Below are 24,500 nucleotides of genomic sequence, written 5' to 3'. Positions count from 1 at the left end.
CAAGATGGATGTATCGATAGCGACAGTTTCGTAACCTGAATTCAAAGGTTGATATATAAGGATTTAACCTATGAATTTATTTATGCAGACTGCTGAATCTACAGCACTTCCAATCTCTCTGGGCATGGTATTTTTTATTGGATTTGTCGCCGCAGTGGTTCTAGGCTCAATTGCCTGGTACAACTCCAAGCGCCCCACGGGTTGGGAAGATAAAGAGCGCCCTGACGTCGTTCCCAAAATTGATAAATAACGGCTGTATCTCTTCTTCAAACAAATCGCCTATCCAAAGACGCGGCTGAGGTCGCGTCTTTCTTTTGGCATGGGTTTTAGCCTTTGCGAGACTACGTCTCCTGGAAGATGTGCTAACAGCTCGGTAAAGCCAATAATAGGCCATGTGAACTGTTTCTTGGCGACTCTAGCAGTCTTAGTTGCAGGGTAGTTCCTCAGAAACATCCCTCACAGTAAGGCAAGCGTTTTTCCAACATTTATGGCAACTGTTCGATATTCTACGGATTCGGTACGCAACTATCTCAAAGAGATTGGTCGCATTCCTTTGCTCACCCACGAGCAAGAAATTTCTTACGGCAAACAGGTAAAGCAACTGATGTCCTTAGAAGAAATTCGAGACTGTTTTGCCGAAAAAAACAACCGCCAGCCAACCCTTAGCGAATGGGCTGAAGCCACAAATTTATCTACAGAAGCACTCTCCAAGGCTATTCATAAAGGGGAGCTAGCCAAGAAAAAAATGGTGGCAGCCAACCTGCGCTTGGTTGTTTCGATCGCTAAGAAATACACCAAACGCAACCTAGACCTAATGGACTTGGTTCAGGAAGGGACGATTGGCCTGCAACGAGGGGTCGAAAAGTTTGATCCGGCGAAGGGTTATCGCTTCTCAACCTATGCTTACTGGTGGATTCGCCAAGCCATGACGCGGGCTTTAGCTGAAAAAAGTCGCACGATTCGCTTGCCAATTCACATCAATGAAACCTTAAACAAGATCAAAAAAGCGCAACGCACTTTAGCGCAAGAACTGGGTCGTTCGGCCACCGTTGCTGAGTTAGCTGAGTACCTTGAGCTTTCAAACAAGAAAGTTCGCCAGTATTTGGGCTACGCTCGTCAGCCGCTGTCATTAGAGACGCGCATGGGTGATAACCAGGATACCGAACTGGGCGATTTGCTAGAAGACCCAGATTCATCTCCAGAAGACTTCACCATTCAAACCAATCTGCAACAAGACTTACGCGAGATGATGTCTGGGCTAACTCCTCAGCAACGGGAAGTTCTAGCATTGCGATTTGGTTTAGAAGACGGACGAGAGCTATCGCTGGCTAAGGTGGGCAAACGACTAAACATTAGCCGTGAGCGCGTGCGCCAGCTTCAACAGCAGGCCGTTAAAAAGCTGCGTCAACAAAGCGGCAATCTCAAAGAGTATTTGGTCGCTCTTTAGTTTTTCCAGGTTTTTGTAGCTAGGCGTTTTGGTCAAACGAGCCATCAGCCTTGTTTGCCAAAACGAAACGCTTTAGGGCATTTACAGCAAAACATTACGTCGTAATCACTTATTTTTCAGAGAGGTCACACTATGACACTAGGTAAACGCCGCCGCGCCATTGGCGTCTTTACGCGCGAACGCGATGCTCAGTACGCTTACGAAGAACTGAAGCAGTCTGGCTTTCCGATTGAAGCTGTTTCGGTGATTGCTAAGCAATCAGGCGACAATGCGACAGGTACCGACCTCACGCGCAAGCCCGGTCACGAGACGGATAAAGGGGCGGCTGTTGGCGCTGTTACAGGCACGACGCTCGGTTTGTTGGGAGGGCTGCTCGCTGGCGTGGCCACCTTTGCTATCCCCGGTATTGGTATTTTTATTGGGGCTGGCACCATTGCTACAACCTTAGCCACTACTTTGGCCGGGGGAGGGATTGGAGCTATCTCAGGAGGTTTAGTGGGTGCATTAGCGGGCTTAGGCATCCCTGATGACCGGGCTAAAGTTTATAGCGATCGCCTTTCTCAAGGTGACTACCTGATTGTGGTAGAAGGAACGGCTGATGAAATTCTGCGGGCGCAGTCCGTTCTCTTTAACAACCCAGGGCTAGAAGAATGGGGCGTTTATGATGCCGATAGCGATCGCCCTCGCCAAGTCAACTTAGAGCAAGAAGTGCAGGCTGATTTGCATCATCCGCACCGCTAAGGTTCTCAAGCTCACCATTGCTTGCAATCTAAAGCTACCGATCGCTCGGTGGCTTTTTTTGTCCCCTTAGCCTTAATAAATCTCAGTATTGGCGTTGGCGTTTGAGGGAGGTTCTTGAGCCTTTGCTTTGATCAGTTGCTCCAAATTTCTCAGGCGACCATCGTAAGCCTGCTTAAAATCAGTAATTTGCTGGACTAGCAAACGCTGCTGCTGCTTTAGTCTGATGGCCAGTTGACCGTCAAAGTCTTGTCGAAACTGCTGTAGAGATGAGTCAAGCTGAGCTTGGTTCAAAGCAGGGGACTCAGGCGCGGGCATTGGGGGCGCTAGAGTTGCGGTTGGCTCAAGAGTACGAGCGGCAAGATCCGGTTTTGCGGCTGTACTGGTAGCATCATGGGTTACGACAGCACTAGCCGTTTCAGGCCAATCAACAGGTTCTCCAGTACCTGATTCAGCGATCGCCGATTGAGCCAACTGCATGACCTCAATCCGGGCTTCATATTCTTCTCGTACCTGCTCAACGCGTTTGGCCAACTGATCTTGATAATGCTCAATGGTTTGAGCGAGTTCTGCCTTGTAGCTCTGCCGTAGCTGGTGGGTGTTATCGCTTAAGTGCTGTGACTGCGTTTGGTCAAGCTGTTCGTGTTGCTGCTGGAGTTGCAGCAGCAGTTTCTTTTGCTGACGAATACGCTGTTGCTGTAGCCAATAAACGATCAAGGCTACTAGCAAACCCACCAAAAAACCCAAAAGTACATTAGCAGTCAGAAACGAAGTCATAGCTTTTGTCCTAAGAGGCTAATCTACAGCAGCTAATTTAGTCTACCTGTGGGTCTGTCTTTGAAACAGTGCTTAAAACGCTTCTACAAAAACATCGTTTACAATGGCTTCAGAATGATATCAAAGGCAGTTTAAGTTCTTCTAACATATGACAAATTTTTCTAGCCGCTTGCGAGAGCAAGTGTTGAGTTGGCTAGATGAAAATGTACCGATACCGAGAGTTAAACACATTCTACGGGTTGAGCAGCTGTCGATTGAGCTGGCTCGGTACCATGACTTAAATATCCAGGCGGCGGCGCAAGCTGGCCTGATGCATGACTTAGCCAAATATTTTCAGCCCGATCGCCTGTTAGAGATGGCTCAGCAAGCTGGCTTGACGCTTGATCCAGTTGAGATCGCTAATCCTCACCTGCTACATGCAGAAATCGGCGCTATTGTGGCAAAAGAGGAGTTTGGCGTTGATGATGCCGTGGTCTTAGCGGCCATTCGCAACCATACGTTGGGGGCAGCCAATATGGATGCCGTTAGCTGTGTTGTTTTTCTAGCTGACTCGCTAGAGCCAGGTCGCGGGCAACAGAGCGACCTTAACCGCCTCAGGCAGCTTTGTTATGAAGACCTCTCTCAAGCTGTCTACGAAACCTGTGAATACACCCTCACGCAACTTATCCAGGCTGGGAAGTTGATTCATCCTCGCGCCGTACAGACTCGCAACTGGTTTTTACAGGCCAGTCAAGACCGCTTAAGACTAACTCGTCTATCGGCTTAGCCGCTGAGTGACGGGTTCTAGACATTGCCCTGACTTCTCCATAGAGCTGAATTGAGGAAATCTACGTTTAATGACAGATCGTCCTAACTTTTTCACCGCTGAGCGCCTAGCCACTCCCGAAGCTCACTCAACTACCGACGCAGCCTCTTTAGAAACCGCTAAGCAGTTAGCGATTGAGATTGCTCACGCTGCCGACGATCGCAAAGCAGGTAATATTAAGATCCTTCAGGTGGCCGATGTTTCTTATCTAGCTGACTTTTTTGTCATTGTCACTGGCTTTTCTAATGTCCAGGTACGGGCGATCGCGCGATCGATTGAAGAAAAAGTCGAGCAAAACTGGCAGCGGCGTCCCCTGCGTACAGAAGGGACTACCGACAGTAGCTGGGTTTTGCAAGACTACGGCGAAGTGATTGCTCATATCTTTTTACCGCAAGAGCGCGAGTTTTATGATCTCGAAGCATTTTGGGGTCATGCTCAGGAGGTTCCTTTTGAACCTTCTACAGAACCAGCCAGGAGCCGCTTGCGCTAAGTTTCTTTGTTTTGCCGCATGGGTTTTGAAAAACAAAGAAAGGTTCTCTGTTACCCGTCTTTGTGTGCTGGTTGAATCTTATGAAGCCTACGTCTACTCGCTGTCCGGTTCCACCTGAGCAGCAGCCCATTAATGAGTATCAAGACATTCAGGGATCTTGGTTCTATAGCTGGGCTGTGCGCGACTTGCAGGGCTTTGTGCGGCCAATTGTGTGGTTGTGGCTGGTAAGTTGGCTGATCAGCGGCCCCGTTTCGGCAGCTAGCTTCCCCCCGCAAAAGGTACTGCTCAAGTTTTTAATTAGCGGAGCGGTCGGGGCGACGGCGCTGCCAGTGCTAGCCTTGCTACAGCTTTATATCGGCTGGATTCATGTCGGCAAACGGCTTAAAGATAAAACCGTCCCCTATGAAGAGTCAGGCTGGTACGACGGCCAAGTGTGGCTCAAACCAGATGAGATCGCAACCCGCGATCGCCTGATTGTAGACTATCAGGTAAAGCCTTTATTGAAGCGTATTCAAGCTTCTTTAGGTATTTTGGTGAGTTGCCTGTTGGCAGGTAGCCTCATCTGGCAATTTGTTTAAAGGTCGTTGCACTTATGGCACTAGTATGTAAGAGTCTTAGCCATGACCAAGGCTAAGCGAACGCAAACCGCAGAAATAAAAGTTCAGTTACTGCGGGAAGGAATTCCAGAATCAATCCACCGTGCCCAGGCAGTGGTTTGTGACAGCCGTGGTCGGGTTTTGTCGGTGGCAGGTAACGCTGAGACGGCTACTTTTATCCGCTCAGCGCTGAAACCTTTTCAAGCTTTATCAGTTACCAAAACGGGCACGCTAGAACGCTATAACCTGAGCGATCGCGATTTAGCGATTATTTGCAGTTCGCATCGTGGTTCTATGGAGCAGGTGCGGCAGGTCTTTAACATTTTGTGGCGCAGTGACGTAGAACCGACGCTATTGCAGTGCCCCATTCCCGAAGGTAAGCGCAGCCCTTTGCAGCACAATTGCTCAGGCAAACACGCTGGTATGCTGGCAGTTTGTCAGCAGCGCAAGTGGCCGCTCAATACGTACCTACAGCGCAGTCATCCGCTCCAGCAGTTGATTTTGCAACAGGTAGCCGAACTGTTGGGCATGCCAGCCGATGAGTTTATCTGCGCCCACGACGACTGCGGTGCCCCCACTTACTTTATGCAAATTGGCCAAATGGCCACCTTATTTGCCAAGCTTGCCTCCGGCGACAGTGTAGATATGGAACGCATTGTGCGAGCCATGACCAGCTACCCAGCTCTGGTGGCCGGACAGGAAGCGTTTGATACCGATTTAATGCGGCTGACGGAAGGGGAAATTGTCAGCAAGTCTGGAGCCGAAGGGATTCAATGCATCGGCCAAGTTGGATCGGGCTTAGGGCTAGCCATTAAGGTCATGGACGGGGCTAAACGAGCCAAGTATGCCGTGGCGATTCACTTGCTTAAGCAGCTCGGCTGGATTACTCCCACGATTGCCGAAAATCTGGCAGAGACTTATCTCGTCATTGGCGACTTTAAACGACTTGATGTGATGGGCGAAATTGAAATGCTTTAGTTTTGGGTGAATTCAAGAATTTGTTGTCGTTTTAACCAAAGGTCAGCTATAGTGGGAAATACGCCGCGGGGTAGAGCAGTCTGGTAGCTCGTCGGGCTCATAACCCGAAGGTCGTTGGTTCAAATCCAGCCCCCGCCACCAAAAATTGGAAACGCCCAAGTCATGCTTGGGCGTTTTGCTTTTTAGTTTTCTTTCGTTTTCTCGCCGTAGCTACCACGGTTGACACCCTTCAATGGCGGCAAGCCGCTGATAGAAAAGCTGTCCTTTACCTGCTGGCCTCAGCTCTTAGCCACCGTTAACCAGCCCAGCCGCGATCGCATACAGCATCGGTGCCAAGATTAAAGCGGGCAAAAAGGAGGCTACTCGAATTTTGCCAACTTGTAACAGATTTAGCCCCAAGCCCAAAATCATAATGCCACCGACCCCCGTTGCTAGCAAAATCCCTGGATCGCTAGCCGGATCGCCAATTTGCTGAGACAAAATGCCTGCTAGCAGCGATACGCCCCCCTGAAACACCAAAATCACCAGCGCCGAAAACCCTACTCCCAGCCCATAGCTGCCAGTCAAAGCGATCGCCGCTAAGCCATCCATCGCCGCTTTGAGCGTCAGCAGCGTGTCATCGCCGCTGAGGCCATTGTTTAAGCTGCCAATTAACGTCAATGGCCCCACACAAAACAACAGGCTAGCGGCCACAAACCCTTCGGTAAACTTACCACCGCCGCGAAACTGCCGTTTGAGGCGATCGCCTATCGCCTCTAGCTTGGCCTCAATTGCCCACCATTCCCCCAGCAGCCCACCCCCCACCAAAGCCAACAGCCCCAAAATAATGCCATCAACCGGGCCAGCCTCGGCCTCAGCCATACTGCCTGCCATACTGACGCCAATAAACAGCGTTAGCAGCCCTACCGCTTGTGTAATGATGGCTTGCATCGATCGCGGTAAGCGATCGCGCAGCAGCAACCCTAATCCTGTGCCTATCAGCACTGTGGCGACGTTGATCCAGGTACCGCTAGTCTTGGCGAAAAAATTAAGCATAGACTGTCTCGCTTTTTCCCCCCCACTTCGTTACCCTAAAAACAATAAACGCTTTTCTACCTCTAAGATTTAAATCGCTATGGCCGCTACCGTTAGCCTGCTGCGGGCAACCACCTACGATTTGCCGCAGTTGCATCGATCATTAGAGCAGCTATTAGCGCCGCTAGGTGGCATGGCCGCTTTGGTAAAACCGGGCGATCGCGTGCTGCTTAAACCCAACCTGTTGACCGGGGCTAAACCTACCAAAGAGTGTGTCACCCGTCCAGAAGTGGTTTATTGTGTTGCCCAGATGGTCAAAGCGGCGGGAGGATCGCCGTTTTTAGGGGATAGTCCAGCCTTTGGTAGTGCCCGGGGGGTGGCCGAGGCCAATGGCTATCTGCCCTTGATAGAGCGCTTAAACTTACCGATTGTGGAGCTACACGGTAAGCGCTACGAAACGGGTAGGGCAGAATTTAGTCACTTACTGCTGTCGCGTGAGGCAATGGCAGCCGACGTGGTGATTAACTTGCCTAAGGTGAAATCTCATGTCCAGCTCACGCTTACGCTTGGTGTGAAAAATCTGTTTGGCTGTGTCCCCGGCAAGATGAAAGCTTGGTGGCATATGGAAGCAGGCAAAGATCGGCAACGCTTTGGCCAAATGCTGGTGGCGACGGCGCAGGCAATTCAGCCTGAATTGACGATTCTTGACGGCATTATTGGCCATGAGGGCAACGGCCCTAGCGGCGGCGAACCCAGAGACTTAGGATTGCTAGCAGCTTCAACTGATGTTTTTGCTCTCGATCGCGCGGTTGTGGCAGTGCTAAACGTGAACCCCCAACACATACCAACGCTGGTGGCCGCCCAGCAGCTAGGGCTAAGTTCAGATCTCAAAGCGATCGCCTTTCCTTTGCTGCAACCTGACGATCTGAAAGTTACAGACTGGCAGCTTCCCGAAACGCTAGTGCCAATTGATTTTGGCTTACCCAGGGTGGTGCGCTCCACGTTTAAGCACTTCTATATTCGCTTTATCAAAGAGCCATTGGCTGCCTATGGAAGCCGAGCTTAGTTAGCCTAAAATCGCGATCGCCCTATGCCCAAACCTAAAAAACAATTGGCTGCTGATGCGGCTATTGCCAAAGCCCGGAAAAAATCAGCCCCGTCTGATGAGTCTCGCCGCCAATCGGCGGCTCAGCCTGTAACCCAGGCCAGTCGGCTCAGCCCAAAAGTCTACAAAAAAGAATTGGCTCGGCTCCAAATTGAACTGGTTAAGCTGCAAGAGTGGGTCAAGTTTAAGGGTTTGAAGGTAGTTGTCATTTTTGAGGGACGAGACGCGGCTGGCAAAGGCGGCGTCATTAAGCGAATTTCCGATTGCCTCAATCCGCGAATTTGCCGCATTGCGGCTTTGGGCAAACCCACCGAAAAAGAAAAGACCCAGTGGTATTTTCAGCGCTATGTCGCCCATCTGCCAGCGGCGGGGGAAATCGTCCTGTTCGATCGCAGTTGGTATAACCGCGCTGGGGTAGAGCGGGTGATGGGGTTTTGCACCTACAACGAATACGTAGAATTTTTGCGCTCCTGCCCGGAGTTTGAGCATCTATTGCAACGCTCTGGCATTGTTTTGATTAAATACTGGTTTTCGGTCAGCGACGAAGAACAAGAGCGGCGGTTTCAAGCCCGATTAGCCGATCGCACGAAGCGCTGGAAGCTAAGCGAAATGGACTTAGAAGCTCGCGCCCGCTGGGTGGAATATTCTAAGGCCAAAGATGACATGTTTGCCGCTACTGATACAACGCGATCGCCCTGGTATGTGGTGGAAGCGGATGACAAAAAGCGGGCACGGCTCAACTGCATTAGCCATTTGCTTAGCTGCATTGACTACGAAGACCTGACCCCTGCGCCAATGGAACTACCTCCCCGGCAACAGGCAATTGAATACGAACGACCGCCCATGAGTACCCAAACCTTTGTGCCCAAAGTGTACTAAGCATGGTTCATTGGGCTAAGCTAAGTGGGCGATCGCGCTTAGTCTCAGCCCGATTTTAGCGAGCCGTTGCAAGTGAACAGTTATCGGCCAGCAAAACAGGTTTAAATAAAATCAGCTTGCCATGCCAATTTTCTAGCGGCTCATCGCTGTCGCTTCTTGTCTATGCAGACTTTTTTTGAATTTGCGGTGGGTAGTCTCCTGGCCTTATTTCCGGTAGTAGATCCGGTGGGGGGGGCACCTATCTTTTTGCTTTTGACGACCCATGCCTCTCAGTCGGTACGGCGACAGCTAGCCCAACGAACAGCGCTTTATGTGCTGCTGGTGCTGCTGTTGTTTTTATTCATTGGCGGCGGCATTTTGCGCTTTTTTGGCATCTCCCTAGAAGTGGTGAGAATTGCGGGCGGCATCGTGATTTTTAACGCCGCGTGGCAGACGATGAACTCACAACCGAAGCTTTCGCCGCGCGACAATGCAGCGGCGATTCATCGCCTAGAGCAGCACGAAGACATTTCCCTAATCCCGATGACGATTCCTATGCTAGCGGGGCCCGGATCGATCGCTGTTACGTTAGGTTTAGCGGCTCAAGCGGGTCGAGATTTCTCTACGGCTACGTTTGTGAATCTAACTGCCGCCGCGATCGCCATTGCCCTGGTCAGTTTAACCGTCTATCTATCGCTGAGTTCTTCTACTCTTTTGCTGAAGCTGTTAGGCGATCGCGGCATTAGTGCTATTAGCCGGATTTTAGGGCTGTTTATTATGGCGATCGGGGTACAACTGATTTTAAATGGGCTAGCCGATTGGCTAGAACTGGTCGGCCTGCGTTGAGAAAAGCGCTTTAAGCCACCACTTTAGCCGGAGCCAACGTCAGCACTTCAACCCCATTTTCAGTCACGACAACCGTATGTTCAAACTGAGCCGATAGCTTGCGATCGCGAGTTAGCGCTGTCCAGCCATCCGCGATCACTTCTACCTCATAAGTGCCTTCGTTAATCATCGGTTCAATGGTAAACACCATGCCCTTACGCAGCTTTTTACCTTTACCACGGGTGCCATAGTGAGGAATTTGCGGGGCGGCGTGAAAGATGCGGTGTACCCCATGCCCGACAAAATCTCGCACCACAGAAAAGCCTGCCGCTTCTGCATATTCTTGAATTGCCGCCCCAATATCGCCAATGCGGGCACCCGGCTTGACCGCTCGAATGCCGCGCCACAGGCACTCTTCTGTGACTTCTACCAGTTTTTTAGCCAAAGGCGACGGCTCACCCACAAAGAAGGTACGCGAGGTATCGCCATGAAACCCTTCGACTATAGGAGTTACGTCGATATTGATAATGTCACCCTCTTGCAAAATTTGTTCAGCACTGGGGATACCGTGGCAAACAACTTCATTGACGCTGGTGCAAATAGATTTGGGAAACGGCATTTCTTCGGGGCCATAGCCCAAAGGCGCGCTTCTATAGCCCCGCTTTTGCGTCCAGGCTTCAGCCGCATCGTTTAGCGCCAGGGTGCTAACACCGGGCTTAACCATGGGTGCTAAATAATCCAGCAATTCAGCCGCCGTTCGGCCTGCCTGACGCATCTTTTCAATTTCTCGTTTTGACAGCAGCGTAATGACTTCCTGTTGTTCCACGTTTTTTTAGCCTTAAGGTGACTTTTGGTTTGACCTGTAATGGTGGGTTAGCGGTTGCAGAATAACCCATAGCAGGTAACTATACCAGCATAACCAAGGATGAAAGTAGCGGTTGGGTCGGCTGCCTTTTAGATCTTGACAAGCGGCCAGAATTCGTTATTCTGCGGTTACAAACAGCATTCAGCGGCGATCGCCGCTAGACATTATGGTAAGGCTCTGGCTGCTTTGTTTGGTGCTAATCTTTGCGTTGGCAGAAGGCTATCAGTGGATAGTCCATTTAGACGGGTTGGCTCAGTTGCAGGGGCCGCTGTCTGTTGCAGGGGGCATTTTGTTGGCGATCGCCTCTAACTACCAGCGCTTCAAACAGACCACCACTGCTCGCCAAGCCGTTGTTGCCGAAGCTTCAGCGCCAAACCTCGACGCCCCCCCTACCTGCTCAACGTCTACTATTGGCTATATTCCAGCCTGTTTAGAGTCGGCAACGCCGCCAGCGGCTCCGCCAGCCCAGCCGCCAGCGCTGACTCCTCAGTCCCAGCGATCGATTTCGTTTGAAATTCGTCAGCCAACGCGTTTACAGTGGCAGGCTTTTAAACCGCCGTCTCAACCGCCCTCGTCTGATTAGCCCTGAGTCTTTTTCCTAACTTTATGGGTACCTCAGTAAATTCCGTCTAGTCGAGCCAAGTTGGCTCAAACAACGGCCATTGACAACAATTTTATCCGCCATTCATCCCACCCTTTTTGAGCAGACTGGCTAAAAGCAGCCATTATCACAGGCGTAATCCTGTAGTTTCACTGACAGGCTCATCTTTTCAAATTAGGGATACTTAAAGTGATCGGTGTTCCCGTCTCGTTTGACTGATTTTTGCCAACTTTAGGGTGCTTACGGATATGGTTGTTAGTTTAGACCCGGCTTCTATGCCATCGGCGAGCGGAACACACGTCAGCGGCGATCGCTTTGAAGCCCTTTTTGATCAGGCTGATGAATTAGCGGTAATGCCTGAACTGACCGCAGGCATAGCAACAAACACAACGAATTCGACTGAGCTAAGTCTTTACCAGCAGTGGTATAACCGAGGCGTTTGGCTGGCGCAAGTCGGTCAACCCGCAGCCGCGATCGCCAGCTACCGCAAGTCTTTAAGTCTAAACCCACACTATGTCAAAGCCTGGTATAACCAAGCCAATCAATTTGCCCGCTTGGGTCTGTATCAGACAGCGCTTTGTAGCTATGCCAAAGCGCTCAAGCTTAACCCTAATCTCTTTATTGCCTGGTATAGCCGAGGTCGCTTGCACTGCCAGCTAGGCGACCACCAGCAGGGGTTAAATGACTATAAGCGAGCTTTGGTGCTACAGCCAAACTTTTACCCGGCCTGGTACTACCAGGCAGAAGCATTCATGCAGCTTGGGCAGTACGAAGCGGCTGTCACCAGTTTTGGGCAGGTGTTAGTTCTTAAGCCCGATCTTTATCAAATCTGGTATCGGCGCGGGGTGGCGCTTTACAAGCTAGGGCGCTATGCGGATGCACAGGCTAGCTATGAACGCGCTTTAGACATTAAACCCGAACTGATGGCAGCTTGGCATAGCCGAGGCAATACGTTAGTCAGGCAAGGGCAGCTACAGGCGGCGGTTGCCAGTTACGATCGCGCGATCGCCCTACAGCCGCACTTGGCTAATGCCTGGTATGGGCGCGGCAAAGCGCTGGCCTATTTGGGTCGCTATCCAGAAGCGATTACCAGCTATGACCGAGTGCTTAAATTGCAGCCCGACTTCCCCAATGCTCGGCATTGCCGTCAGCTTGCCCTGTGTCATCTTATGCCCCATCTGGTTTTGCAACATCGCTGGTTGCTTTCTCATTTGAAACGGGCGCGGGAAAGCATGACAACCGCTCCTCGTCAGGTCGCTTAGCTTTGGTTGACGTGGTCGCTGTTGCTAAAGGCAGCGGGCAGACTGAAAGGTTCTATTTCAGTGGCTTTCAGCCATTGAATGGGGCAACCTGGGTGGCTACCCCTATGGCGCTAGCCTTGGGCTTACCCGCGTCCTTCAGAGAGGAATATTTGCTGCTGCCGCTGCCAAAAGCGTAGGTCAACTGCCAGCGCTGTCCGTTCGGTATCTGTCTTAGCGTACTTGAGCTTAAGGTGCAGTTCTTGAACCAGTTTTTCGATTGGGTTGGGTTGGGGAAGAGCCATTAGTAGCGAAACGCCTGCTTGGGTTTGAGCCTATGCAGAACTACCGAGCTAGAGGCTCTCTTTTCTCAAGCTCTCTGGTGATTCGCTGACCTGATACAGGTGAGATGAGTCACAGAAGCGCGATCGCTTTGGCGCTATCGCCCCATTTGGCGTTTCAGTTCTTCGAGTTCTTCTTCCGTTTCCCAGCGCTGGAATGTTTCTTCTAAAGGGTCAACCGGGCGATCAAAAATGGTGTAAGGGCTTTGATTCCAGCCAGTATTGCCCCAACTAGCCGCTGGATCTGGCGTTGACGCCGTTTTCACCCGCTCAGCCGCCCGCTCAGCTTCGGCCTGCGCCATTTTAGTTTTTAGCTCTCGCCGCTTCTCATGGACACGGCGTTGCAGCTCACGGGTTTGCTCAATCCGCTCTTTGATTCCTTTCATTTGGCCCCAGAGGTGATTTCCCTGGCGCAGCAAAGCAGCTTCTCGCTCCTGAGCCGCCTGCATTAAGTCTTGGCGATTGGCGGCGGCAGCTTTCTGCATACGTTCATGCCAGCGCTGAATGTCTTGGGCGGTCGAGAGAATGCTGTCTTCAAGCTGCTTTTCGCGTCGCTTTAGGTCGCCTAGCAAATTGATAGCGTCTTCTTCCTGCCCCCGCAGTTGCTCTTCCAGCGCCATTAGCTCTAGGTGCGGATGCGCCCGCAAAAACTCATCTAGCCGGGTTTCCAAAAATCGGCTGAGATCTTCAAATAGGCCCATGCTTGCCTTCCTGAGATTAAAACTTTTGTCCGACAATCACTGAGCGCACATCCCCATTACGGCGAATCACGGCTTCTTGGTTAGCCACAGACACCAAAGTCCAACCACTTGAACCAATGGGCTGACCGATATAAACCCGCTGGGGGGCACCGTCTATTTCAAATAGGGCTGCCGAGCGATCGCCGAGTTCCAAAATACCCACCAGTAAATGGGTGACCACCGGAGCGGCTGCCGTAGGCGATGGCTGCGGCAGTCGGGTCGGGGCAGCGGGAGCGGCTGGGGCAGTGGGGGCTGGCGTGGGCGCAACAGGGGTTACGGTAGGAGCCAAGGCTTGGGGCGGCTGATAAACGGGCACATAAACCCGCTCTACAACGCTGGGGCGCGGTGAGGCAGCTAAGCTACCGGGTAGGGGCGGCAAAGTACCTGGCGCACCTGAGGTAGGGCTGAGGGCAAGCGTGGGTAGTGAAGGGGGCTGAGCAGGGGCTGTTGCTACTGCTTCACCCGATTGCTGATCAAGCACCTGGAGCGATCGCTCTAAATATTCTAAATATTGGCGATCGGCTTCTGCCTGCAGTTCGGCGGCGGTGGGGGCGGGTTCAGGGGCGATCGCCACCTCTTGGCGCGTTCGATACTGACTATCTACTAGCCACAGCAACAGGGTAAACACCAGCGACATGCAAGCGGCTCCTAAAAAGAAGCGATCGAACGAGCGACCAAACCAGCGGCGAGACGTAGCGGTCGCCGGAGTCGCCGTTGAGGGGGCTACCAGCGTAGAAAGATCAAGCGTGGGCGTAGCCAGTTTTAGCCCTGCGCCCAGGGGGACAATCGCCCCTGATAAAGATTCGTGAGCGTAGGTAAATGCCGTATCGGCCTGCGGCTCTGGCTCAGCTTCGTCGTTTGATAGCTCAGTCTCTCCTGCCAAAATGCGGTCAACATCGCCAAACAGATCGCCCATCAGGTCGTCTGCATAGGCGTCCACTAAATTAGACGCGTCCATTTCAGCCAGTTCAACCGCAGGAGACGGGATTTCTAGGGTAGGCGTGTTTAAGCTATCGCGCTGGGTCATTGTCGTAGTCCATATTCCGGCGTTGCAGTTTGGAGCGTGCGGCACCCGCTAGGTGTTTGCCTAGAACTTAGCAAGATATCTAGCCAAGAGAAATATTCGCAATGAATTGTTAAGTAAATTATCAGTTCCTCGCAGAATCGACAATGCTTCAGTCAAATTTCGGCCATTTTAACGCCCTTTCCCCCGAGATAGCTGTAGCCACTCAGGTTAAGCCCCTTAAAGAGCTAAAAGCCGCTGACTGACAGGCTTTGCTTTTGCCCTTACCCTTCTGCCTTTAGCTTACTAGCTGGCCAACTGCTGCTGACAGCGGCCTAGATAGAGCCGCGCAATTTGATCAGCGGCATTTTGACGGAGACAGGCTTCAAAACCTTGAGCGGCGACCCGCCAGTTTCTTTCGGCATAGGCGACAAGCGACTGCTCAAATAGGCTACGGGTGGCATTTTTTGCCGTCAACACTTCAGGCGGATCAGCATCAAAAACTTCATACACGCTAATTGCAGAAGCCCGTCCACGAACGAGCGTATGCCCAATCAGGCGCAAGGCGTAGTTGTTGGGGTCGCTCAGCTGAATAAAGGTGTCATGAGAAATCAGCAGCGAAGCCATATATTCTTTGGTCAACTGCTCAATACGCGAAGCCACGTTGACCGCATCACTAATGACGGTGCTATCCATCCGGCTGTTGCCGCCAACGGTGCCCAGCATCAGCAAGCCAGTGTTAATACCAATTCCCAGCCGGATGGGGGGTAAGCCGTTGAGCTGCTGCTGTTGATTAAAGTCGGTGAGAATGCGCAACATGGTGATGCCGGCTCGCAAAGCATTGTCGGCGGTGCCATCAAAGAGAGCCATAATGGCATCGCCAATATACTTATCAACAAAGCCGCCGTGCTCAGCGATCGCAGGCTCCATCCGCGACAGGAACGTATTGATAAAGCGGAAATTTTCGGCGGGTGTCATTTTTTCGGACAGAGCCGTAAAGGCGCGAATATCAGCAAACAGAACGGACATTTCCCGCTGCACCTGATCGCCCAAGCGGACATCTACAATACTGCGCTTATCCAGCAGTTGCAAAAACTGCCGGGGAATAAAGCGTTCGTAGGCTTGATTGAGCGAGGTCAGATCTTGGTTGAGGGCTGCTAAGTCTTGGTTGAGCTTTTTTTGCTGGCGGTAGAGCAGCGCATTTTCGATCGAGATGGCTGCTTGGGCAGCTAAAAGGTTGAGCGTTTCTAGGCGATCGAAATTGAAAGCGTCGGTGGTGAGGTTGTTTTCTAAATAGATAACGCCGCTCAGCCGCCCACGATAAGCCAAAGGCGCACACAAAATCGATTTGGGACGATGTTGCTGAATATAAGGGTCGCCAGCAAAGCGGTTGTCGGTTGCAGCATCGCTCAGGACGACGTTTTCTTGCGTGCGGATGACATAGTTGATAATCGCGATCGCTAAGCGCGATCGCGCCTGTTCATCCGCCAGCGCAATCGACTGTAGCACCTGTATTTGCGAGGCATTAACTCGGCCTTCGGCCTGAATTGTCCAGTCATCCCCCTGATGCAAAATCAGGTAGCCGATTTCAGCCCCGGCATTTTCAATCAGAATCCGCATCAGTCGAGCAAGCAAGCTATCTAAGACAATTTCTTCTGCAATAGTTTGCGAGGCCTTGATCACAGACACCATATCTAGCGCCAAGCTCTTGCTGGTAGAAGAGGTTGTCGTCGTTGTAAAACCTGTGGCCGAAAAAGAACGCGGCTCAGCCGTAAGTTGGCTCAGCCACATGGGGTAGCGCTGCTCTAAATCGGCTAGCTTTGCTTTAGCATCCCAGCGCAAATAACCGTAAAAGGCATCTAGCAAATAAGCTCTGGCTATGCGATCGCGTCCTAAGCTGAGGTAAAATTCCCCCGCTAGCTCACAGGCTAGCGCCTCTTCTTGGACGTAGGCCATCTCTTTCGCCCCTTGAATGGCTAAATCGTACAGGCTCATTGCCTTTTGAATTTCACCGTTGAGCTTGGCCTGCTCAGCCGCGACCAAATCATACTTGTGCTGATAGTTCATGGGCGCGTGGGTAGCCCAATTTTGCAGTTTGGCTTGATTGGCCTCAACCTGGGCTAGCCAGTCGTCTTTTTGAGCGATCGCCGTTGTCTCCTCAGCCAGTAGCGCTAACCGTGTGAGCGAGTCATAAAAATAGAGCAGTGTCACCTCAACCGCAGCAGGCACAGCCGCCACATAGCCTGCTGCTACTTCAGCGTGGGGTAAAGCCAACCGAGGCTGCTTGAAGCTATAGTGCAGCATCAACTGATGTAAGTGCAGCTCGTACAACCCCAGAAAATTGCCCGTCGCTTCGTACTGGGTGAGGCTAGTCGCCGCGTCGTAATAGGCACCGACTAGCTGCATCGGATCCGCACTCTGCCCTCGCCAATTGGCAACCACCTGCGCCTGAAGCTGAATGACGTTAAGCTGAGCCTCTTGCTTTAAGCGCTCTACAGCGGCGCAATAGCTGTCTAGCCGCCCTGCTAGTTCACCCAGCGGTTCCCCCGTCAAGTAAGAAAAGTGAGCAGTGCGCCAGTAGCCCCACGTCGCATATTCCAGATCACCCGCTTCTAAGCCGATGCGGATGCTGGCCTGCAAGTTGGGTAGGCTGTCGCGCAAATGAAACTTCCACGGATTGATGAAATTAGCCACCATAAAGGTGATTTTGGCCGCTAGCTCTTTTGAAGGGAACTGAGCCAGCAAATCTAACACCACCCGCCCCAACTGGTAACCCACTTCAATTTGATTCAGCAAGCCACACAGCAACAGCCCATAGTTGGAATAAGCCAATACCGATTGCGGCGCGTTGCCATACTTCACCGAGAGCTGAATAATCTGAGTATGAATTAAGGCAAATAGCTGTGGATTGGTGACATAGGCGGCGGCTGAAATCGCCCCCAAAATCTGCGTAGCTGCCAGCGCTCGTGGTTCGCTCATACGCGGCAGTTGCCCTAGTCGCTGAATCGTTTGATGGGTAATTAGATTGGCTGTGGCCATCAGCGCCTGCCCAGTTTGGGCTTCAGTAGGGGCAGGGGGCAAATTGATCTGCAATAGCTTCAGGGTCGCCAAACCAAGGTTGACGGCTTCACCAAGCTGCTTTTGGGCTGCCAAAATGCGAATTTGAATTTCATAGGCTTTAACGCGATCGAGCAGGGTAGCCGCGTGAGCTAACACGCGCTGCACCCACCGTTCACTATCCGCTAGAGCGCCCACAAAGTAGGCGGTTTCGGCAGCTTCTAAATGCAGCACCAGGGCTAAGTTGTAGTGGCTCTGCCAAATCGTTTCTTCTAGCAGGTTGATGCCGCCTTGGGCATAGCGACAGGCCGGTTCAAAAGCAGCCGCTCGCTTCGCTTTTTGGCTAGCAGCCAGGTTCAAACGAGCCAGTTCTAAACGCTCAGAGACGCTTTCGATCGCGGCGGCACCGACATTGAGCTGATTGACAATATCAAAGATTTTGTCTTGCCGTTTGGTTGGCGCAATGTGCTGCAAAAGGAGCCGCCCGATTTTCAGGTGGATGGCCTGCCGCTGCTGATCGGATAGCAAGCTATAAACGGTTTGCTGCACGCGATCGTGTAAAAAGCGATATTCCCAAACCGCATCCTCTAAAGCAAACTGCTTCAGGTCTTCTTCTTGTAACGCCAAAGAACGCTGATAGTCGCCGCTGAGGGGTAAGACCAATCCTTGTTGCAGACTCGGCCACAGGCGTTGTGCTAGCGTCAGCGGTGACTGATCGCAGACCAAAGCCAGCGTCGTCAACTCAAAGCGGTTACCCAAACAAGCGGCTAGCTGCAAAATTTCTTGGGTGGGGGCTGGTAGCCGCTCGATCGTAGCGGTCAGTAAGTCAGCAACGCTTAAATCAATTCTGCCGAGGGCTTTGATCTGGCTGAGGTTCCATTGCCAGCAGCCCTGGGCAAAGTCAAAGGTAAGTAGCTGATCGCGATTGAGTGAGGTGAGTAACTGTCTTAAAAAAAAAGGGTTGCCTTGTGTTTGATGGAAAAGCTGGGCGGCTAACGGTTGCAAATCATCGGCAACGTTGTTAGCTAGCGTATCGCCTAGCAAAGCTTCTACTTGAGCTAAGGGCAGCGATCCGACTTCTAGCTGATGGACAATTCCGCCACGCTGCTGAATCAGGGCGATCGCTTCTCGTAAAGGATGTCCAGCCTCTACCTCATGACTACGATAAGCACCCATGAGTAAAAGGCGTCCTGGCTGCGACTCAGTTGCCAACAACTGCAGCAAATGCAGCGAGGCAGCATCTGCCCACTGCAAGTCATCGACAAACAGCACTAACGGCTGTCCGCTTTGGGTAAACACCTGCACAAAATCACTAAAAACGCGGTTAAAGCGCGTTTGTGCCTCAATCGGACTCAGTTCAGCCACGGGAGGCTGAGGGCCAATGATCAACTCCACATCGGGAATCACTTCAATAATCACTTGCGCCTGAGAACCCAGCGTGGTTAGCAACCGCTCTTGCCAATGGGAAAGCTGATAAATATCTTCAGCCAAGAGCTGCGCCACCAATCCCTGAAAAGCCTGCCGAAAAGGTGCATAAGGCACATTACGCTGGAGCTGGTCGCACTTTCCCGCAACAAAATAACCACGCTGCTGAGTAACTGGCTTATGAATTTCGTTGACCAAAGCCGACTTACCAATGCCAGAGTAACCCGATACCAAAACCAGCTCTGCTTGCCCTACCGTCTGCGCTTGGCTCAAGCGATCAAACGCCGTCAGTAGGGTTTGCAGTTCAGTCTCACGGCCATACAGCTTTTGGGAAATTTGGAGCTTGCCGGAGTAGTCTTGCTGGCTCAGGACAAAGGTTGTGATATCACCTGTGCTTTGCCACTGTGCCAGACAACGATCTAAGTCGGCTTTCAGGCCAAAGGCGCTTTGATAGCGATTTTCCGCAATTTTGGACAGCAGCTTGAGCACAATCTCTGAGAGGATAGGCGGAATTTCAGGCCGCAGTTGGTGGGGCGGTACTGGGGTTTTGGCGAGATGGGCATGGACTAGCTCCATCGGATCTTGGGCGGCAAAGGGCAGTTGTCCCGTCAAAATTTCATAAAAGCTCACCCCTAAAGAGTAGAAGTCGGTGCGATAGTCGATGGCGCGGTTCATGCGTCCGGTTTGTTCCGGCGACATATAGGCCAGCGTTCCTTGAAATTCGTGTGGGCTGCTGAGTGTTTGGGTTTCTTGTGCCAAGAGCGACGAAATCCCAAAGTCGGTAATTTTGACAAATCCCGACTGAACATCAAAGATAATGTTGGCTGGCTTGATGTCTTTGTGAATAATCCCTTGCTGATGGAGTTGGCCTAACGTCTCAGAAAGCTGAATCGCAATTTGCAGAAACTCTGAGAGTGAAAATTGCTGGCGCTGCAGCACTTGGCGCAAAGACTCATGACCGAACGCCTCTAAAATTAAGGCTAGGCCGTTGTGATATTTCTCCAGGGTATAAGATTTAACCACACCCTCGATCGCCAATGACCGGGTCAATTGATACTCATGGCGGAGCTTGGCAATATCTTGTAGCTGCGGATATTGAGCTTTGAGAACCTTCGCCACAATCGGCTGCCGATCAGCTTGGCGCAAACCCCGATAGACATCAACGCGAGTTCCTCGGTTAATAATTTCTGAAATGTCGTAGCCCGGCAGCACAATCATGAAGGCACCTAAAAGAGGGCGCTAGCTATGGTTACTTCAGCTTGAACGATGAAGCCTTAGACAGGTAGAAGCCGATACAACGCTTTCGGCTGTTATCTGCTGTCAACATGCCGATTAGCTCAGCTCTAGCGCTGATGCCCACTACCGCAATATTCGGATAGACACCCCCTACTTTTAACTAAGCTAATACAGGCTTTAAAATGTTGCAGCTTTAGTCAACATTTACGCATATTTTCCAAAGATCCAGGAGTCCCATTCACCAATAATTGGTTTTCCATAACTTAAGCCAAACTGCTGCTTTAGGATAGCTCTAGCCGCCTGCATACTCGACATGACCGTAGCTTCGATACAACTGGCGTTATAACCGTTGTTGACCCAGTCGCCCGCTAGATAGAGGTTATCAAAACCGGATTCATCGGCCTTGAGCCGCTGTGACAAGGTACCAGGTAATGACAGCACGTAGCGCTCGGTAGGGAAAATATTAATTCGCCAATACTGCGACTGCAAGCGTTCGGCCAATCCTTGGCCGTTATCGAGATCGACTAGCAAATTAGCCGCTAGCGATCGCGGCTGACCAGCAGCGGTAGCCAGCGGCCACAAATAGCCAATGTCGTTTTCAAGAAAATGCAGCGATCGCGCTTCGACAGCCGCCTGAGCCTGAGCCGGAAAATCATAGTGATCGGCTGGGGGAATGCCCGGATCGGCAATCACCCCGGTAAAATAGGCCAGATTGTGGGGATAGTTTTCAGCTGGCCAGTTTTCGCGGGGGAGCAAATCACTCATATCGGCGTAGGTATCGAGCGGTTCTACATAGGCACCGACCACTGGACTGGCTAAGGGCCAACCTAGCTGGCTGAGGGTAGGCGTAAGCCAGAGTTGCCCCCCCTGAGTGGGGACGGTTTTAGCTTGAGTTTGATCAAGCAGCGTCTGCCAGCGGGGGCTAGCAGCAATCAGTTCTTGGCAGAGATCCGGCAGTGCTGCCAGCGAAATACCCAGCAGAACCAGGTCAAAATCTTGGCCTGCTTTTAGCGTTACTGGTGTTTCTCGCTGTTTCCAGGGTGACCAGTACGACTCTAGGTTGATGCCTTGCTGCTTGAGTTCGGCTCCTTCTACGAGCTGATCATAGTGCGGTTCGCTCGGCCAGCAGCCCATTCCTTTGACGGTAATTAACGGTTCGTATCCCTGAGCAGGGTCTTTGAGGGTAGCCTGACGACCCAGGGTAATTTCAGCGATCGCCGTTTTTTCTGCGTTCAAGTGCAGATGTTGAACGCGGTGAAAAAACTCAAACTTAACCCCCCGTCGCTTTAGCACGGTGTACAGCGGCGTAAACACAACATCTCCCATGCCGCCCTGCATCTTCCACATGACAGCGCCGTTGTATTGAAAAATGATGGTAATCAAAATGCGCACAGCCACCCCAGCCGCCAGCCGAGGCTGGGTGATATTACCACCGGGAAAGGCATAGACCAAGTCGTACAACACACGGATAAAGGCTGATTGCAGGCTGCTGGGACGAGCGCCATGCTGCAGCAGCCAGGTGCGGTAGTCAAGATGATCGATCGCGGCTAGCGAACCGTGGTAAACAATGCCATCCACCAAAAGCCCTTTAAGATTGGCAAGGGCAATATCAATGAGCGCCAGCCGCCAACGGCCATCATAGATCTCGTCTGATTCAGCGGCACAGCGCAGACTAAAGCGATCGATAAACCGCTCTAAAAGCTGAACCAGCAAGCGATGGTGTTCGCGGCGGTGAAAGCTGGGGTTTTCGGGTAGCGCTTCTGCTAGCTGTAAAGCCAGATGCAAAAATGCCCCTTCTGACCCCACATCCCAGGTCTTGAAAGTTTTTTCTATCCGCTCAAAGGCACTGCCCAGCCAAGCCTGCCAGCGCTGAGGTTCTTGCACCAGCGATCGCAGTAAATGCGCTGGCAAATGCAGAAAAACGCCGTCAAAGGCGTATTCAAAAATCTCACGACCCACTTCAAATTGTTCAATCAGCGTTTCTAAAAACTGAGGGGATCCGGTTTGGGGCGATCGCTGAATTTGGCGATACTCTACATACAAACTCAGCACAAAGCGAATTGTCGTGCAGACATGCTGCCACAGCGACCAGCGACAGCCCCCCGTCCAGGGACGCAAAGCATTGGGTGGAAAGTTGAGGGAAATGGGTTGCCATTGATCGTTGGCATACTCTTGCAAAACGATCAGGTTATGAGGCTTGAAAGCATCTTCAACCGTAGCGAGGGGGCCATTGCCTCCCATCTCGGCGTAGCAGCGCTGCATCAGCCGAAAGGCATTTTCATAAAAGCCAAAAAAGATATGCAAACCGTGTTCTTCAATGCGGTAGGTGGGTTCAGCCGCATCCGCATGGGGCTGAAGATTGCGCCCACTTGCACCTTTACCACCCAGTCGCCATCCCATTTGGTAAACAGTAATGTCGTACAAGCTATCCCAACCGGGCTGGCTGGTCAGTTCAAAGGCCGTTGTCAGAGAGGCCATACCACCACCTAAGATGGCAATTTTTTGACGCTGCGGAAGTTCAGACATAGTAAAAGCTGGAGAAGGGGCTATGGGTTATGACATCAAGACCGACCAATCACTTTTCGGTAACGCCAAGCAGACCAACCTCTGCCAGCGCTGTGGGCAATTGCGGCGCAGCACCTAGAGCCTGCAGACATCATGAAACATGGCTTGGTTTTATCAATCAGGCAGACTAGCGACGAGCCTCCCAGATAATCTGGCCGTTTTGCAACTGAAAATCAAAATCGACCCAAAAAGCAAATTTAACGGGCACCTGTAGCGGACTATCTGGCTGTAAGCTGCTTCCCTGGGTGGTTAGTCCTAAATCTTGCACCAACGGATGGCTGGCAAACTGCCCAATGGCCACCGTAAACTGATAGCCTAAGTGCTCAGCCCCTAACAGTCCACCGGCTTGCAAGGCCGTGAGCTGGGCGGGGGTTTCGACGATGGCTTGATAGCAGGCGCGATCGCCCCTCACCACATCGCGAAACTGCTTTAGCAAAACAATCGGCACCTCACCCGTTAGCAAATCGTCTGCCAGACTAAAAGGTAGCTCCCAACCCGGAATATCAATCGCATTTTGGCCACTAAGCAATAGCTCCACCAAATGCCGCCCTGCTTCCGCTGCCGTTTGCCAGCGCTTGATCGGTTCGCTTTGGGGTTCAGCCGCTTGCACTTGAATCAGCGTTTCCCAGCGAGCCGGGGTTTGAGGCGAGAGGGTTTTCCAGGTCAGTGCCTGCAGGTGAGCGGGTTGCGTTAGTTGATTGAGATCGGGCAGCTTAAATTTCCCTAGTTCTTTGGGAAAGCCACAGACTTCGCGCCCGGAAGCAATAATCGGTTCATTGCTGGCAAACATATAAGGAATAAACCAGGCCAAACGCTCCGCACGAAAAACAGGCCCGCATTTTTTGCCCGCCAGCGTTAGCACCCAAATCGCAACTTCTTTTTCAGAGAGAAAGCCCCGGTTAGCATCCGGTGGGTTGAGCGAACTCACCCGCCCCATGTGCTGAAAGCTCAAAATCACGTAAGGAATCGCCACCTGATAATGCACAGATCCATCGGCAGGCTGATTCAAGCTGCGATCGCAGAGTTTTTGCAACTGCGCCAAAGATCCTTCTAAAACAAAGCCAAAGAGCTGAGTATTTTTGAGTTCATAGGGCTGCAAAAAAGACTGATCGTTCGGGCGGTTGATGTATTTGGGCAAAGGGCGATCGCCCCAAGCTCGGCCAGAAAACTGTTGACAGGTGGCTTCTAAAGCTTCGGCAACCACAGCCCCCTCCGTTACCAGTCCGGCAAAGAACTGCGATGGATTTTGCTGTAGCTGTTGCCAATCCTGGCTGAACTGCTGCGGCTGCTGGGGCAAGCTAGCCATGCGCTGCAACGTCCCTAGGGCAGCGTACCAGCCAGACTTAAGCGGATCTGCAGGGGGGGAATGCATAGGGGCGGTACGAAATTAACGATGGCGTCATTCTAGATTGGCGAGAGCTGCCGCCCTCGGTTTTCTAAGACTTTTCTAAGGCGGGGTGGGGTAGCGCCCCTGGCTGTAAGTAAAGATTTCTAAAAATTGGCGGATCTAGCCTGTGGAAAACTAATTCTTCTCTGTGGAAAAACTGTGGAAAGTTAGGGGATAAGTTAGCCTGTTCAGTGGAAAAAAACTGACAGTTTATAAGGGCTGTGGAATACTTTGTCAGTTTCCCACAAGTTTTCCACAGGCTAGCGATCGCTCAAGCCACCGCCTCATGATAGATCCCCTCCATTTTCCACATTTTCCACAAGCCCTACTACTACTACTTTAAAAATTTTTTAAAAAGAGAAGAAGAGCGAAAGAGCGACAAAAATCTTTGGATTGAACCCCCCAAACA

21 protein-coding genes and 1 tRNA gene are annotated in these 24,500 nt (G+C 51.7%); 13 read left to right on the top strand and 9 right to left on the bottom strand.

The window, feature by feature from the left end:
• The first annotated feature begins 70 nt into the window (after positions 1-70).
• From psb35 to ACTS3T_RS07170, 3 genes are all read left to right on the top strand, one after another.
• On the top strand, positions 71-250 hold the full coding sequence (gene psb35, locus ACTS3T_RS07180) for a photosystem II assembly protein Psb35 (RefSeq protein WP_377965888.1): 180 nt from the start codon (positions 71-73) through the stop codon (positions 248-250).
• A gap of 237 nt (positions 251-487) precedes the next feature.
• On the top strand, positions 488-1,447 hold the full coding sequence (locus tag ACTS3T_RS07175) for an RNA polymerase sigma factor, RpoD/SigA family (RefSeq protein WP_377965886.1): 960 nt from the start codon (positions 488-490) through the stop codon (positions 1,445-1,447).
• A gap of 132 nt (positions 1,448-1,579) precedes the next feature.
• Positions 1,580-2,188, top strand: a complete 609-nt coding sequence (locus ACTS3T_RS07170) for a DUF1269 domain-containing protein (RefSeq protein WP_377965884.1) — start codon at positions 1,580-1,582, stop codon at positions 2,186-2,188.
• Between the two features lie 72 nt (positions 2,189-2,260).
• On the opposite strand, the gene ACTS3T_RS07165 is transcribed toward ACTS3T_RS07170, so the two are convergent.
• Positions 2,261-2,962: a hypothetical protein gene (locus tag ACTS3T_RS07165; RefSeq protein WP_377965882.1), complete on the bottom strand. Its 702-nt coding sequence runs from the start codon at positions 2,960-2,962 to the stop codon at positions 2,261-2,263.
• 148 nt (positions 2,963-3,110) lie between these two features.
• Here ACTS3T_RS07165 and yqeK point away from each other — a divergent pair, with 148 nt between their 5' ends.
• The 5 genes from yqeK to ACTS3T_RS07140 all read left to right on the top strand — a co-directional run bounded on the left by yqeK (position 3,111) and on the right by ACTS3T_RS07140 (position 5,972).
• Positions 3,111-3,728 carry a bis(5'-nucleosyl)-tetraphosphatase (symmetrical) YqeK gene (gene yqeK / locus ACTS3T_RS07160; protein ID WP_377965880.1) on the top strand — a complete coding sequence of 206 codons (618 nt, stop codon included), beginning with the start codon at positions 3,111-3,113 and terminating at the stop codon, positions 3,726-3,728.
• A gap of 70 nt (positions 3,729-3,798) precedes the next feature.
• Positions 3,799-4,257 carry a ribosome silencing factor gene (gene rsfS / locus ACTS3T_RS07155; protein ID WP_377965878.1) on the top strand — a complete coding sequence of 153 codons (459 nt, stop codon included), beginning with the start codon at positions 3,799-3,801 and terminating at the stop codon, positions 4,255-4,257.
• An 80-nt stretch (positions 4,258-4,337) separates the two neighbouring features.
• The gene (locus ACTS3T_RS07150; protein ID WP_377965876.1) at positions 4,338-4,835 is read left to right on the top strand and encodes a CGLD27 family protein; all 498 of its coding nucleotides are present in this window, start codon (positions 4,338-4,340) and stop codon (positions 4,833-4,835) included.
• Between the two features lie 42 nt (positions 4,836-4,877).
• Complete coding sequence (locus ACTS3T_RS07145; RefSeq protein ID WP_377965874.1) at positions 4,878-5,831, top strand: asparaginase; 954 nt, start codon at positions 4,878-4,880, stop codon at positions 5,829-5,831.
• Between the two features lie 64 nt (positions 5,832-5,895).
• Positions 5,896-5,972: transfer RNA gene (locus ACTS3T_RS07140), tRNA-Met, on the top strand.
• A 144-nt stretch (positions 5,973-6,116) separates the two neighbouring features.
• On the opposite strand, the gene ACTS3T_RS07135 is transcribed toward ACTS3T_RS07140, so the two are convergent.
• Positions 6,117-6,866 (bottom strand): DUF554 domain-containing protein, encoded by a 750-nt coding sequence (locus tag ACTS3T_RS07135; RefSeq protein WP_377965872.1) that lies wholly within the window; start codon positions 6,864-6,866, stop codon positions 6,117-6,119.
• A gap of 79 nt (positions 6,867-6,945) precedes the next feature.
• Between ACTS3T_RS07135 and ACTS3T_RS07130 the strand changes: the two genes are divergently transcribed.
• The 3 genes from ACTS3T_RS07130 (at position 6,946) to ACTS3T_RS07120 (ending at position 9,654) form a co-directional block, all read left to right on the top strand.
• Entirely contained in the window at positions 6,946-7,911 is a 966-nt protein-coding gene (locus tag ACTS3T_RS07130; protein ID WP_377965870.1) for an Npun_F2552 family protein, read from the top strand.
• Between the two features lie 24 nt (positions 7,912-7,935).
• Complete coding sequence (gene ppk2, locus ACTS3T_RS07125) at positions 7,936-8,829, top strand: polyphosphate kinase 2 (protein WP_377965868.1); 894 nt, start codon at positions 7,936-7,938, stop codon at positions 8,827-8,829.
• 162 nt (positions 8,830-8,991) lie between these two features.
• Positions 8,992-9,654: a MarC family protein gene (locus ACTS3T_RS07120; RefSeq protein WP_377965866.1), complete on the top strand. Its 663-nt coding sequence runs from the start codon at positions 8,992-8,994 to the stop codon at positions 9,652-9,654.
• A 10-nt stretch (positions 9,655-9,664) separates the two neighbouring features.
• Here the strand turns inward: ACTS3T_RS07120 and map are convergent, their stop codons facing one another.
• The gene (gene map / locus ACTS3T_RS07115; RefSeq protein ID WP_377965864.1) at positions 9,665-10,459 is read right to left on the bottom strand and encodes a type I methionyl aminopeptidase; all 795 of its coding nucleotides are present in this window, start codon (positions 10,457-10,459) and stop codon (positions 9,665-9,667) included.
• 205 nt (positions 10,460-10,664) lie between these two features.
• Between map and ACTS3T_RS07110 the strand changes: the two genes are divergently transcribed.
• Both ACTS3T_RS07110 and ACTS3T_RS07105 read left to right on the top strand, forming a co-directional pair.
• Positions 10,665-11,081, top strand: coding sequence for a hypothetical protein (locus ACTS3T_RS07110; protein WP_377965862.1), 417 nt, complete (start codon positions 10,665-10,667; stop codon positions 11,079-11,081).
• 266 nt (positions 11,082-11,347) lie between these two features.
• Positions 11,348-12,361, top strand: a complete 1,014-nt coding sequence (locus ACTS3T_RS07105) for a tetratricopeptide repeat protein (RefSeq protein ID WP_377965860.1) — start codon at positions 11,348-11,350, stop codon at positions 12,359-12,361.
• Between the two features lie 122 nt (positions 12,362-12,483).
• Here the strand turns inward: ACTS3T_RS07105 and ACTS3T_RS07100 are convergent, their stop codons facing one another.
• From ACTS3T_RS07100 to ACTS3T_RS07075, 6 genes are all read right to left on the bottom strand, one after another.
• Positions 12,484-12,642 carry a hypothetical protein gene (locus tag ACTS3T_RS07100; protein WP_377965858.1) on the bottom strand — a complete coding sequence of 53 codons (159 nt, stop codon included), beginning with the start codon at positions 12,640-12,642 and terminating at the stop codon, positions 12,484-12,486.
• 134 nt (positions 12,643-12,776) lie between these two features.
• Complete coding sequence (locus ACTS3T_RS07095; RefSeq protein WP_377965856.1) at positions 12,777-13,379, bottom strand: TIGR04376 family protein; 603 nt, start codon at positions 13,377-13,379, stop codon at positions 12,777-12,779.
• Positions 13,380-13,395: 16 nt separating this feature from the next.
• Positions 13,396-14,445, bottom strand: a complete 1,050-nt coding sequence (locus tag ACTS3T_RS07090; RefSeq protein WP_462934867.1) for a hypothetical protein — start codon at positions 14,443-14,445, stop codon at positions 13,396-13,398.
• A 282-nt stretch (positions 14,446-14,727) separates the two neighbouring features.
• Entirely contained in the window at positions 14,728-20,121 is a 5,394-nt protein-coding gene (locus ACTS3T_RS07085) for an AAA family ATPase (RefSeq protein WP_377965852.1), read from the bottom strand.
• Between the two features lie 222 nt (positions 20,122-20,343).
• Positions 20,344-22,665 (bottom strand): NAD(P)-binding protein, encoded by a 2,322-nt coding sequence (locus tag ACTS3T_RS07080; protein WP_377965850.1) that lies wholly within the window; start codon positions 22,663-22,665, stop codon positions 20,344-20,346.
• A 166-nt stretch (positions 22,666-22,831) separates the two neighbouring features.
• Positions 22,832-24,076 carry an acetoacetate decarboxylase family protein gene (locus ACTS3T_RS07075; RefSeq protein WP_377965848.1) on the bottom strand — a complete coding sequence of 415 codons (1,245 nt, stop codon included), beginning with the start codon at positions 24,074-24,076 and terminating at the stop codon, positions 22,832-22,834.
• Between the last annotated feature and the right edge of the window lie 424 nt (positions 24,077-24,500).

The sequence above is a fragment of the Almyronema sp. genome (genome assembly GCF_052168255.1).
Classification (GTDB): Bacteria; Cyanobacteriota; Cyanobacteriia; order Phormidesmidales; family Phormidesmidaceae; genus Sphaerothrix; species Sphaerothrix epifaneia.
This window is presented reverse-complemented; position numbering and strand designations above follow the sequence as displayed.